The organism is Corynebacterium phocae (assembly GCF_008693075.1).
GTDB classification, from domain to species: domain Bacteria; phylum Actinomycetota; class Actinomycetes; order Mycobacteriales; family Mycobacteriaceae; genus Corynebacterium; species Corynebacterium phocae.
On sequence record NZ_VXKJ01000048.1, the window covers coordinates 230,550 to 243,162 of the forward strand.

11 protein-coding genes are annotated in these 12,613 nt (G+C 54.2%); 5 read left to right on the forward strand and 6 right to left on the reverse strand.

All coding sequences use genetic code 11. From position 1 onward, the window contains the following. Positions 1-429: 429 nt before the first annotated feature. The 4 genes from F4V58_RS10735 (at position 430) to F4V58_RS10750 (ending at position 3,769) form a co-directional block, all read left to right on the forward strand. Positions 430-1,383 (forward strand): ABC-three component system protein, encoded by a 954-nt coding sequence (locus F4V58_RS10735; RefSeq protein ID WP_211272750.1) that lies wholly within the window; start codon positions 430-432, stop codon positions 1,381-1,383. Continuing rightward, positions 1,367-1,621, forward strand: coding sequence for an ABC-three component system middle component 6 (locus F4V58_RS13095; protein ID WP_425429748.1), 255 nt, complete (start codon positions 1,367-1,369; stop codon positions 1,619-1,621). Before F4V58_RS10735 ends, F4V58_RS13095 begins: the two co-directional genes overlap by 17 nt. Further along, on the forward strand, positions 1,608-3,308 hold the full coding sequence (locus F4V58_RS10745) for an ABC-three component system protein (protein ID WP_075735877.1): 1,701 nt from the start codon (positions 1,608-1,610) through the stop codon (positions 3,306-3,308). Before F4V58_RS13095 ends, F4V58_RS10745 begins: the two co-directional genes overlap by 14 nt. Before the next feature lie 140 nt (positions 3,309-3,448). Further along, positions 3,449-3,769 (forward strand): transposase, encoded by a 321-nt coding sequence (locus F4V58_RS10750; RefSeq protein WP_075735879.1) that lies wholly within the window; start codon positions 3,449-3,451, stop codon positions 3,767-3,769. Positions 3,770-3,871: 102 nt separating this feature from the next. Here the strand turns inward: F4V58_RS10750 and F4V58_RS12735 are convergent, their stop codons facing one another. The 3 genes from F4V58_RS12735 to F4V58_RS10760 form a co-directional block, all read right to left on the reverse strand. After that, positions 3,872-4,573 carry a Fic family protein gene (locus tag F4V58_RS12735; protein ID WP_211272751.1) on the reverse strand — a complete coding sequence of 234 codons (702 nt, stop codon included), beginning with the start codon at positions 4,571-4,573 and terminating at the stop codon, positions 3,872-3,874. A 6-nt stretch (positions 4,574-4,579) separates the two neighbouring features. Next, the gene (locus F4V58_RS12740; RefSeq protein WP_211272752.1) at positions 4,580-4,975 is read right to left on the reverse strand and encodes an antitoxin VbhA family protein; all 396 of its coding nucleotides are present in this window, start codon (positions 4,973-4,975) and stop codon (positions 4,580-4,582) included. A 385-nt stretch (positions 4,976-5,360) separates the two neighbouring features. Next, positions 5,361-7,859 (reverse strand): hypothetical protein, encoded by a 2,499-nt coding sequence (locus F4V58_RS10760; RefSeq protein ID WP_150385798.1) that lies wholly within the window; start codon positions 7,857-7,859, stop codon positions 5,361-5,363. 534 nt (positions 7,860-8,393) lie between these two features. On the opposite strand from F4V58_RS10760, the gene F4V58_RS10765 reads away from it, so the two are divergent. Then, a complete protein-coding gene (locus F4V58_RS10765) occupies positions 8,394-9,149 on the forward strand; it encodes an ATP-binding protein (RefSeq protein WP_084559774.1) in 756 nt (251 codons plus the stop codon). Between the two features lie 168 nt (positions 9,150-9,317). Here F4V58_RS10765 and F4V58_RS10770 read toward each other — a convergent pair whose 3' ends face one another. The 3 genes from F4V58_RS10770 to F4V58_RS10785 form a co-directional block, all read right to left on the reverse strand. Beyond that, entirely contained in the window at positions 9,318-9,734 is a 417-nt protein-coding gene (locus tag F4V58_RS10770; protein ID WP_075735886.1) for a hypothetical protein, read from the reverse strand. Continuing rightward, positions 9,727-10,947 carry a hypothetical protein gene (locus F4V58_RS10775; RefSeq protein ID WP_075735888.1) on the reverse strand — a complete coding sequence of 407 codons (1,221 nt, stop codon included), beginning with the start codon at positions 10,945-10,947 and terminating at the stop codon, positions 9,727-9,729. Before F4V58_RS10775 ends, F4V58_RS10770 begins: the two co-directional genes overlap by 8 nt. Before the next feature lie 1,152 nt (positions 10,948-12,099). Continuing rightward, on the reverse strand, positions 12,100-12,609 hold the full coding sequence (locus F4V58_RS10785) for a helix-turn-helix domain-containing protein (RefSeq protein WP_169833323.1): 510 nt from the start codon (positions 12,607-12,609) through the stop codon (positions 12,100-12,102). Between the last annotated feature and the right edge of the window lie 4 nt (positions 12,610-12,613).

The window sequence follows — 12,613 nt, forward strand, 5'->3', positions numbered from 1 at the left end:
AAGTACGCTGCGACCCACGGTCGGCAGCCATCGGATGCCACGGCGATCCGGTTGCGTGCGCAGACCACGCTCGCGACGCATCCAGAGAAGCTGATCTACTCGTTGGCGGAGCTGACCGAACAGTGGCGCACCCCCGCGCCAGCCAGCAACTCAGTATGGATGCTGCCTCGCGTCCGTGTCGAGAATTCCCAGACGGGGTCTGAACGGCGCATGGGGCGTCCGCTTCAACTCTGAGCCCAACTCTCTGTGATCTCAGGTCTCTGCCGGCTCGCCTTGAGGATGCCGTTGACGAGCGGTGACACGAACCGACGGGGAAGACGATGATCGGGCGTGGACAGCTAGACTTGGTTGACAAGGTTACGTAACCTTTAAAGGACGACACCGTTTCGCCGAATGCGCAAATCATCTACAGGAAGGGGGGTGCGGCTCATGATCGACTCGGCATGGAAGATCTGGTATCGAGCACAACATGACCAGCGGTGCCTCGCTTCTGGTGAAGCTTTCGAGGACTACGCCACGGCGCTCTTGGCCCGCCTCCACAATGATTACCTGAACCCATCCCCGATGGGCAAGCACGGCGACGGGGGCTGTGACGGACTCGCTGACAACGGATCGATCCTATACGCCTGCTATGGGCAGCGAGCCACTACCGGGGTTGACCAGAAGACTAAGGACAAGCTGGAGTCTGACTTCGCCAGAGGGCTCGCTTGTTGGGACGGCTTCTCAACTTGGCGGTTCGTCACGAACGCTCTCCTTGGCCCCACGCCGACGCAGAGTGTCCTAGCTCTGCGACAACAACACGCGCCGGGGACGCAACGTCCTATCACTATCGAGATCTGGAAGGTTGACGACCTGTGGTGGCAGGCCGCTAACAAGCTAACTCCAGCGCAGCTAGATGAAGTAATCCCAGGCGTCCCGCATGCCGAGAACGTGGAGCTTGCTGACCTTGTGGAGCTCATCCTCTCTCTGGAGGATGTAGACGGAGATGGCCCTGACCACATCGAATCCATCCGTCCAGTCCCCTCCACCAAGATGGACTTCAATAATCTCCCGGAAACTGCGAGGGCAGAGTTCAATGCGGGAAGGCTGCTTTCGGCACGTATCGACAAATGGTTCTCCGAACAGGCAGATCCTGGGTTGCGTGATGAGAAAGCCCAACGCTTCCGTGTCATCTACGAAGAGGCTCGACAGGCTACAAGGGACGTGCGCGAGGTTGTTCGCCAAGTCTATGGGGCGCTTGGTGGGCAGGACTTCGATCTGTCCACGAAGCGGGCTAATGCCGTGTACGCCGTCACGGCTTACTTCTTTGACTCATGTGACATTTTCGAGGAGCCGCCTGCTGACAATGCTGGAGGCGAGGTGCGGTATGTTGCTACCAACTAAAGGCATCGAGCCTCAGCGTGCTTTGCTGACCATTGGGGCAAGCCTGATCTCGCTTCTGGAATCGCCCGCAACCGTGTCGGGGCTTTGGGAGCGGTTCTCGAAGTGCTCAAGTGAGATTCACGCAGACTCCAAGGTGACCTTCGATTGGTTCGCTTTGGCATTGTCCATGCTGTTTGCGATTGATGCAGTTTCCTGGAATGAATCTGGGCAGTTAGCGAGACGGCATGTTTCTGCATGAACTAGGCTCGTCCGACTCGCGCTTCAAGCGACTGCGGTTTCACGAGGGGATGAACATTCTACTCGCGGACAAAACGACCGAATCCACGTCTGGGGATAGCCGGAATGGAGCGGGGAAGACCAGTTTCGTCAGAATCATGCGCTACCTGCTTGGCGGTCGTATTACCGACAGTCTCAAGGCTGAGGCATTGTCCGAGCACTCCTTCTGGGCAACACTTGACTTCGGAGAGTCGGCAGGGATTAGCCGAGTGGAAAGACCTGTTTCGCCGCAAAAGAAGGTCTATATTGATGGTGCCACGACTAACGTCGAGGACTGGAAACGTGAACTCTCTGCAATTTTAGGTATACCCGATTCTGTCAGAAAGCCGACAGTGGGCCAGTTGTTTGGACAGCTCGCCCGCGACTACTTCGGTGATCCGTTCAAGATTCATCGTGTCGAGTCCGATTGGGAGTCCGGCACCCGGATAGGCTTCTTCCTCGGATTTTCCCCTGAGATTCTCGCGAAAGCAGGCGAAATAACCGCGCTGGAGAAGAATCAAAAAGCGCTCAGGAAGGCCATCTCCGAAGGTGCAATCGGAGCCATCACGCTCAGTGAGCCGGAACTGCGCGCCCGTTTGGCTCAGACACGTGAGAAGTGGTCGCGTTTGGAGTCCAATCTTTCAGGGTTTAGAGTCGACGAGCAGTATGCCGACCACCAAGAGGATGCAGACCGCCTGACCCATGCAATCAGAGAGCTCAACGATGAAGGACTCTCGCTTGAACAGCGGAAGCGCGACCTTGAGCTGGCAATGACAGAAGAGCGTCCAGCAGTGGCAGGAATGGACCTAGCAAAGCAACTGGAGAGTATGTATGCGGAGGTCGGCATCGTCTTGCCAGGAGCTGCAATCCACCGGTTCGCCGAGGTCGCTGAGTTTCATGCTTCAGTAGTGCGAAATCGCCAAATGTACCTTCAAGCAGAGCTTCTGGCCGTCACTCATCGCTTGGCGGAGGTCAACTCGGAACGTCAGGCCCTCGATCAGCGACGGTCGAGCATCATGAATCTATTGAACGACTCAATGGCATTGGAAACATTCCGAACCGCCGAACGTGAACTCACAGATCTGGATGCTCTTGTTGCTGATCTGGAGCGGAAACTCGAACTGGTGCAGTCTGTCAGCGACACCGGCATCCGCCTGCGCGCAATGAAGTCCGAGGCCGAAGCGAACGTTCGAACTGAGATCGCAGACCGCGAGCTTCTTCTGGAATCAGCCATCGTTTTGTTTCAGCAGCTCGGCGAAGAGATCTATACAGACCGCAACGTCTCTTTGCTGATTGAAGCTACACCCAAGGGCGTGCTGAAAGTTGTGCCGAAGATTGATGGTGATGCATCAGCGGGAATTCTAGGTGTCAAGACCTTTCTGCTTGACATGGTGTGCACAGTCACGGCAATTAAACTCGGTCGCGCCCCGCGAATTCTGGTGCACGATAGTCAGTTGTTTGACTCTATGGATGACCGCCAGATTGCTTCTTGTCTCAACATTGGCGCTCGGCTGGCAGATGAGGTTGGGTTCCAGTACGTCGTGACACTCAACTCGGATCGTCTGACAGCGGCTGAATCCGAAGGATTCGACCGGCAGAGTTACGTCATCGATCCGGTGCTCACCGACGCGGGAGAAGAAGGCGGACTGTTCGGGATCCGCTTCATCTAACTCCTGTCCAGTGGTGCGATACCTCTGGCTGCGTCCCGTAGAGTGGTGTAAAAGTCTGGTGGATTTTTGGCGTAAAACGCTAAGGGAGCCACCGTAGGACTCGGTTTAATTTCCTCCAAGAAATGAAAGGACTCACTACGATGGCTCACGACCATTCTGCCCTATCTGAACTGTTTTCGAAAGTTAAAGAAGACCCCGACTACGCCAAGGACATCATTCGCTTGACGCTTCAAGCGACCTTCCAGGACCTCATCAACGAAGAATCCAAGGAATTCATCGGTGCTGGTACCTACGAGCGGTCTGAAGGCCGCACCAACTCCCGAAACGGAACTAGGCCAAGGACGCTCAAGACCAAAGGTGGGGATCTAGAGCTAGCTATTCCAAAGATGCGAAAAGGCTCGTTCTTCCCCTCCCTGCTAGAACCACGCAAGCTTATCGACAAGTTGTCAAGCGACGTTTAAAATGTTCCAACTAGCGTCATTAAATTGTTCCAGCCCACACCACCACTACCCCGGAAATGATAAAACGGCGTACCTGCCAGCGCGTACGCCAGCCCTAGTCCCTCAGCCTTGCCGCCGACGGAACTGATACTTACCTTTACCACGGCCAGACACGGGCTCAATAAGCCCGCGCTCTTTCATCTCCAGAAGGATCTCGGAACTCCTTGTCCGCCCCAGGCCAAGCACCTCCTGAACGTCCGTTCTTCCGAACGCACTCTTAGTCCCTAAAGCCTCTTGCAATTCCCGAACGTGCGAAGCGGTCTTTGCGGAAAAATCTTCCCCAATGTTCGCTTTCCCACGTTCAATGTCCGCCTTTTCGGCCCCAATGTTCGCTTTTTTAAGATCGGCGAATCCGGCGTTAATATGCATGACCCGGTTGCGAAGCGGGTGATTCTCGTTCAGCAGAAGATTGCGCAGGAACAGCTCAAGGAACTCTGTCGTTTCATAGATTCCATTTTTCAGATCATTGAAATTCGCCCGGACCAGAGCGTTTCGAAAATACCAAGCGTTGCCAGCAAAAACGTCGTTTGTTACATCAAAACCCAGGGTGCGCAGATACTTAATAAAGAACACCGACACCGTTCTGGTGTTCCCCTCTCCGAATACATGAATCTGCCACAGTCTGGATACAAAATCCGCGAGGTGCTCAATTGTCTCATCCAACGAGAGACCTTTATAGGAAAATCTTTTCTCCTCAGAAAGGTCATAATTCAGTGTTGCACGAAGCTCCGATGCACTTCCATAAAGAACGGTCGCTCCGTTCAAAACCCATTATTTCTTAGTGATATTGTAGTCCCGAATGCATCCAGCATGAGGATAGATACCGGTAAATAACCTCCTGTGAATGGAGAGAAATTCGTGGGACGTGAAACTGAAAGCTCGCTCCGAAAGCAACGCGGCTAAACGGATAGAAACTTTGTCTGCCTCCTCGGTGCGGTCCTCGCTATCATGAGACGGATTTTCTTCGTAATAAGTCTGCAGGAGCTCGTCCGCCTCGGCGAAGGAGATTTCACCCTCAATATTGCGAATGGCGGTACGCACCAAATATTCTGAAGTCTCCAGGCCATCAACCGCTTGCAAGCCTATCGCGGTATGCCAAACATAGCCCTTGCCCCGCCTACCTGGTTCAGATTCTCGAATGTATTCCGCAAAAGGATCTTCAGTCACGCCCTCGCACCTCCCTACGGTTTGATCTCTGTCGGAAACACCGTTACCGCTAACACTCTACTCGGGAACGCTAGCACTGACGTAGTACTTGCGCCCGCCCCTGGCTCAGATTGATTTTCTCCACGTTGCGCGGCCGTGAATGCTTCCGGGAAGCTAAATACTACGAAGCCAAAAGCATGACCTCACAATGAAACCAGCAGTTTACACCCGTCAGTTGTAACCCAGCCCCTGAGACTTCCCTTTGGTAACGCCTCTATCAACACCCCGGCCACAACAAGACTGAAGGAAAGAAATCGCACCACGCCCGGGGACTTAATCAATGGCGCTAGATGCTCGTTCCAAAATGGCGCTCGACAGTTGGGACGCTCATTGAACAGTCATGGTTCTAGAAGTGCCACGGAAACCTAAGCGGCAAGAATCCACTGGTAAACCGCTGCACAAATGGTGCCAAGAACTTACCCAGCAAGAATGCCAGGGAGGTTCCTCCAAGAATACCGATTAGCCAACCGTTCCCATTGAAAATCTTCCTCTTAAAGCTTGAAATAGGACGTTCGGGATCCTTCGGGGTGGGTTTGACGCCCGGAGACTTCGGCTCCGCAGGCTTCCCCGGGGACTGCGGCGCAGGACCGACCTCTGGGTCCCCTGCGCCGCTCTCGGGGGTCATGGAGCCATCAGCCCCAGGTTGCTCCGGCATAGGAGCTTCAGATTCACCAGGACCATCAACCTCCGGCTGCTTGGGTTCTTCAGTTTCAGGATGCTTGGGGTCCTCAACCTCCGGCTGCTCCACCTCCGGCACCACCGAGTCCTCGGAAATATCAGACTCTGGCTTCTCAGGCTGATCAGACTCCGGTTTCTTGGGTTCCTCAGAACCACCGGCCTCGGGCTCCTCAGGCGTCGGGACTTCAGATTCACCAGGAGCACCAGCCTCGGGCTGCTCCATCTCCGGTACCTCTGGCCCCTCTGAACCTTCCTCAGTCTCCGGCTTAGAGTCACCAGAACCACCATCCTCCGGCTGCCCGGGTTCTTCAGACTCCGGCTGCTTGGGGCCCTCAGTTTCCGGCTGCGAGGGCTCCTCAGTCTCCGGCTCCGCGGGCACCTCAGTTTCCGGCTCCGGCACTACCGACTCATCAGAACCGCCAACCTCGGGCCGCTCCGGCATAGGAGTTTCAGATTCACCAGGACCATCAGCCTCGGGCTGCTCCATCTCCGGTACCTCTGGCCCCTCAGAACCTTCCTCAGTCTCCGGCTTAGAGTCACCAGAACCACCATCCTCCGGCTGCCCGGGCTCTTCAGACTCCGGCTGCTTGGGGCCCTCAGTCTCCGGCTCCGAGGGCTCCTCAGTCTCCGTCTCCGGCACTACCGACTCATCAGAACCGCCAACCTCGGGTCGCTCCGGCATAGGAGTTTCAGATTCACCAGGACCATCAGTCTCCGGCTGTTCCATCTCCGGTGCCTCTGCATCCCCAGCCCCTTCTTCGGTCTCTGGCTGATCGGGCTGGTCATCCTCCGACTTCTTGGGGCCCTCAGAACCACCGGCCTCGGGCTTCTCAGGTGTCAGGCCTTCAGATTCTTGAGGATCACCAGCCTCAGGATGCTCGGGTGCCTCGGTTTCTGGCCCTTCAGGAGTCTCGGAACCGCCAGCCTCCGCCTGGGGCTTTGGAGACTCGGTATCAGCAGATTCACTGTCTCCAGGCTTTACCTCCGGGGCTTCCGGCTGTGATTCCTCGTTAGTGCCCTCATCACCGGACCCAGCTTCACCATCTTTCTCCGGTTCTTTTTCTTCCGGATCCTGAGGCTGTGCCTCATTCTTTGGATCGTTGGGATTTGTTACCTCATCGGTTGCGGTGGAGTCCTTGATGGTCTTCCCATTGCTATCGACAACGGTGTTGAGCTCCTCGCCATCCTTGGCACCGTCATTGTCCGTATCCGCTTTCAGTGGATCGGTGCTGCCGGCCGGGTAGTCCTCCCTAAATGCATGTTTGGTATAGGGATTATGATTTCCAGCCAGTTCGTCGAGGTCGTTGACACCATCTTTGTCGGTGTCAGCCTTCTTCGGATCAGTCCCAAATTCAGCTTCTCTGGCGTCGGGAAGTCCATCGTTGTCAGTATCTAGTGCAACATTCGGGTCCGAAACGACATCGGTGGCATTCTTATCTTTGATTGAGGACTTGGCTTTCTCGCTATAAATAAGGTTGAGCTCATCACCATCGCTGATTCCGTCGTTGTCGGTATCTGCAGACGTTGGGTTGGTATTTCCAGGCCCACGATCTGGGTGGAACTTGGTTTCAAATGAGTTTAACTGACCATTGATTTCAAAATAGTCATCTACGCCATCTCCATCGGTGTCAGGTTTAGTGTCGTCAGTACCAAAAGCCACCTCCAACGCAAGGACCAGACCGTCCCCGTCTTGGTCAACATCCTGGGTATTTGGGTCACTGGGATAATCATAGGGAAAGTTTGGATCCCAGACGGTCTTCTTGGACCTACCATCAACAAGAGTCCCCAACTCCGCACCATCATTTAAGCCATCACCGTCAGTATCAGCGTCAGTGGGATCGGTTGAACCTGGAGCCGTGGGGTAGTACCTAGTCGTGTACTGATTGAAAGTGCCTTGAATCTCATCGTAGTCACTGATTCCATCGCGATCAGTGTCCACCTTCTCCGGGTCTGTCTCGTAATACTCTTCGAGATAGTCCGGCACCCCATCACCATCAGTATCCGTGGGATTGTCCTCCTGCCCAGCCGGGGGATCTGGGAACTTATCTTCCTCAGCCAAAGCCGGGACGCTTACCGTTCCAGTGACCGCCAACGCCATAATCGCGGCAGTGGAAATCCTAGACTTCGCTAGGGTCCTAAGATCGCGCGACCTTGAGATTCTTTTCATCAGTATTCCTTTCTGCGCAGCCCCCAGAGGCATGCGGTACATGTGGGAAAAATGCAGCCAGTCAATCAGGGAGCAGACTTACCTATACAAGAACAGATCGGTCAAACTGAACTGTTCCCCTGTTGCAGACCACTTAGTTCAGGTGCTCTAGAAAGCTACACCGAAAGTTCCCATTCTCCAATTCTCGAATGTATAGACAGGCTCCCACATGGAAAAAGTTGAAGAAACTGTGAGCAAAACCTCACCGATTGAAAGAATTGCGTTGATTTTCCAGGACTTCGGAGGCCCAGCTTTCCGCCCACATGAGGACCTGTTCAAACCTGGAACACCGCGCTGCGCTTTCTGACGAGCACGAGAGGTTCGCACGTGAGATTGCTGCACAGGTGGGCGTTGACCCGCGTCGCGCTGAAGTGGGCTAAGCTTCGTTACTGTTGGATGGATAGATGAGAAAAAGTACCTTTGCCATTTATCGAACAGGGACAAAGCTCAGCGCACATCAGGGAGGGTTTCCTGGGCGGGGTACCTATTTAGTACCTGCAGAGTAGCTACGGGGGCTCCACGGAATGCAGGTACACCACGCTAGCGGACGCTACCCGGGGGCTCTCCCCGGAACAGCTCACCAGCATCGAGCTGACCAAGAGCCCAGTTAACAAGCACCTTTACGAAATAGCGAAGTACCTGAAAACTGCAACTGGGCAACGCGTCATCGAGGGGGAAGGCGGTGGGATCAGAGAAGTACTGATTGCCGCCAAGGAGAACGATCTGCCCGATCCGTTGTTCATTGACACCGGGGTGCAGTTCAAGGTCATCTTCCGGTGGGGGTCGCGCTTCACGCCCCTGGAACGTGAATGGCTTGACGCCCTGGGCGCGCAGCTTTCCCCCATCGAGGAGGACATCCTGGTGAGTTTGCACCGCGGGGAAAAGTATTCGCGGGCACGGTTGCACCAGGAGTACGCTCCTTATTCGGAAGCCAACCTCGACCGTGTGATCGCTGGCCTGACCCGCCGGAAGCTCATAATCGTGCGGCACGAAGAATTTTTCCTGGAACAGCCTACCAAGGAGTCTGCGGCTGCGGCTGCGGTGGATTTTCAGTCACTGGGAAAGAACGTCCCCGCAGTGGCCGCCGTAGTACAGTCTGCGGGAAGAGCCACTATCAAGGAACTAACGCGGCGCACCGGACTTTCCGTCGGCCAGGTCCGTTACGCGCTGACGCCCCTCCTGGAGCACAGCTTGGTGGCAATGGAAGGCGGTCAGGGAACGAAAGTTACCAGCTACGCATGGGAGAACTAGGTGACAGCCACCGCGACCTCTCCGCGACGTCCAGGAAGAAATAAACCAGCAAGCTCACCAACACCAAAACCACCCCGGAACTGGTTTTTTAAACCCCCACCCACGACCATCCCCCAAAGAGGAACCACTACACGGGACTTAATCGAACGGCTGCCCTACAGCAGAACTCTAGGGGTGCAATATCCCGCGTTCAACTGCCACATTTCGTAGCGATTGGGCAATCTTCTTAAGCTTTTTCTTGCCAACCCAACGCTTCATGTTGATGAGGCAGTGACCAGTCACTTTTCCCGGTCCCTCGTCCTCACTCCACCCCAGAATAATTTCATTTCCGGCTTCGTCCCTAACCTTAGGCACTGGAGAAATTTCCCCTTCTGAGATTCCCCACACGCCTCTCGACGCCATGCCAGCCGAAATAAACTCCTGGTAGAACTGTTTGGGGTTTGTCTTGGCGGACTGTGCAACGGAAAGCAGCCCCTCATCGTTGGAATTTAACATGAATAACTGCGATGACGGTCTATCTCTGGCGTCATCCCAGAGAGCGGCGGCGGGGGCGCAACTCCTATAGAACAACAACTCCTCACTCATCGGATTTGCTCCCAGCTTTCGCCGTCATCGATTCCAAGGTTTTGATTACTTTCGCTGTGGTCTCTTGGTATGTCTGAGCTGCTGGGACTTCACCATCGAGGTCGATGCCATCACCGAAAGCACTTAGCTCAACGTTCCCCACATTATCAACCTCAATCGACCAATCCACCCCATCGAAATCCCACTCAAGCTGAATGCCACCGCGAAGCAGCGGGTAGATCCCTGGCCTGTTCCCCTCAAGAATTTCTTCATCATAGAAATACGACAAAATTGCGTCAACAATGCGTTTAGCCTGCACGGACACTGCCTCGCCATTTTGTCCGTCAATCCAGCCATCTGCAAAGTTCATTACAACGGCCATCCTCCGATACCAATCATCCGGATATGATTCCTCAACAAAATCAATGGATCCAGATTTGGAGATTTTCCCGGACGGAGAGGCTAGAAAATTCCCTTCCATTCGGATAGGCCTAGATAGGCGGTCCGGGGCCAACCATTTCTTGTACTGGTTCCATCCCTCGCTCGCAGGATCCTCAAATATCTTTACAGATTGCCCGTCGTAGGTAGAAAGAATCAATTCTCCCTTGGCATCAAGGCTAGCCACCCAACCAGAAATCTGGAGAGTCTGCTCCTCATCTTTCGCTCCATACTTTTCGCGTACGTCTGCCCGCTTGGACCTTGTAAAAACAACACTGTTGAGGCCTCTGCACCCGGGGCGGTATAGCTTAACCTCATCTTCTGGTTCTAAAGTCTTCCCGAATGTCAGCGCCTCATCTAATGCCTTAAAATCGACAACTTCAGATTCATCAGCCTCACCGGCGAGTATCTTCAGAAAAACCTCCGCTGCCTCATCGAACACAGCGTAAGAGTCATCGACAAACAACTCGGTTTGGGACCCCGTGGTGGGGCCGGCTACCAACACGGTGTTCACGCAACCCTGACTCAGCCTATCCAGGAACAAATTGAACTTGCTCGAGAAGCCTTTCGGAACGCGCTGCTTTCGGTATCGCTTAATCCACATCTCGCGGGCCAGGGCTTTAATTGCTGACTCAACTACCCCTAGTTCCTTAGCCGCCGATACGGGAAATTGGATGTTCTTAAACCGGCGCCCCTCCCAGTGAAGTTCCAGAAAAGGTTCACCCGAGTGCCCTGAGCACGCCTGACCAGCACTCAACGCTTGAGCTTCCTTGTTCAGACTCTTCTCCGGCTCCATAACCCACCACTCTAGCGCACCTCCAGAGTTCTGCCATCCCGTAGCGCGCCAAAATACATGACGCTACACGCGCAAAATTAGATGGCGCTTGACATCCGCCAAAGGACTGCCCAAATGGCCCACTTTTCAAAGCCATTTTGGCCCACCTTCACTTGGCAAAACCCATACTCGAAATCTACTCGAAACGACTATGACAGAGCAGGTTTCGAGTAGCACACCCCCAAAAAAGTACGACAACCAGGCATTTCCCGCCAACCAGGCAGGGTACTCGAAATCTACTCGAAACGGCTATGGCAGAGTAAATTTCGAGTAGCGCACCAAAAAACGTGATGACCAGGCAGAATACCCGGAACCTACTCGAAATCTACTCGAAACGACCATGACAGAGTAAGTTTCGAGTAGCCCATGATCAAGTCCCCGTGGACCAGCGCTTGGTTCGGATTTCCGATGGCCAGTTCCTCCTAGTTACCGGTGAGCAACAGGACTTCCCCGATCCCGAAGAACTGAAAGCCCTAGGCAGAACTTCCCCGCCGTAGCGACGCACTTGCAGAGGGCTGGCAGGGTCACCGTCAAAGACCTCAGCAAGCAGACACCGGCTAATCCCCAGACCGTCTTGAGTGACACGTTAGGGTTTACAGCTAGCGACAGAAAAGACGTTCCAGGGTTGGTTCGTGTGGGGCTGTTGGAGAAGCCTTCTACTGGGTCATAGAAGCGCGGTACAAGCGCGCATCACTCGCACTAACGTCCAACTTCCCCCCAGGAGACTTTGACAAAATACTCCCCACCAGCTTAGTAACCTCCCTGGTCAACCGACGAATGTACACACCCACACAATCACAACCCAAGGCGTGTCGGTTCGATACAAACAAGCGAAAGCCGGCCCAAGTGTAAGGCCCCATCACATAACCCACACCACCAACAACCCCCAAACTCCGGAACAATTTCATGTCGCTGACTGGAACGTTTTAAATGTCGCTTGACAATCCGTCGGCGCACTGAGAATAACTACCTCAGACGTCGTCGTGTCTTCGATGACCTTGATGAGGTCATGAATGGGCCCGGTACCAAGACCGTTTTTCCGCCGGAAGCTCTCCGCAGCTGCTTTCCCTTCCAGCTCATTGGAAAAAATCCTTCCACTCATCTTGATGGTCCCTAAAGTCCCATGTCAGTGAGATGAGCTTCGATCTCCAAAAGTTGGACCAGCTGGGCCCTCATCTCATCCATCGCGGAACTGTTGGTGGACCTAGCTGCTACTTCAACCCGGTCAGCGATCTGGCTGCCGCTGAGCTGATCAAACGGCAATCCCAGAGCTTCGGTGATGAGCATTACTTCGCTGATAGTAGGGGTCTTCTGGCCAGAAACAATCTGGCTGATGCTGAACTGAGAAATTCCCGTTTCTGCGGCCAGATCGCGCTCGGAGCACTGCAGCCGTGTAAGAGCTGCTGCAATTCTGTCGTTGATGGTTTGCGCTGGCATGATTTCCTCCTCACTTGAAACAAGCCCCTTGAAATAAATTCGGAACTGTGATTCAGCTGGTATCTTGAATGAGCTTAGCACTGCAAAGGGGAAAGAGTTAGTCCAAGCGTTCGAAGTCAATATTCTGAGAAGAACTTCCTGAGGTCTTGAAGCGGTGAGTACTGCCATATCTTTGTCCGTATTCAAGGAT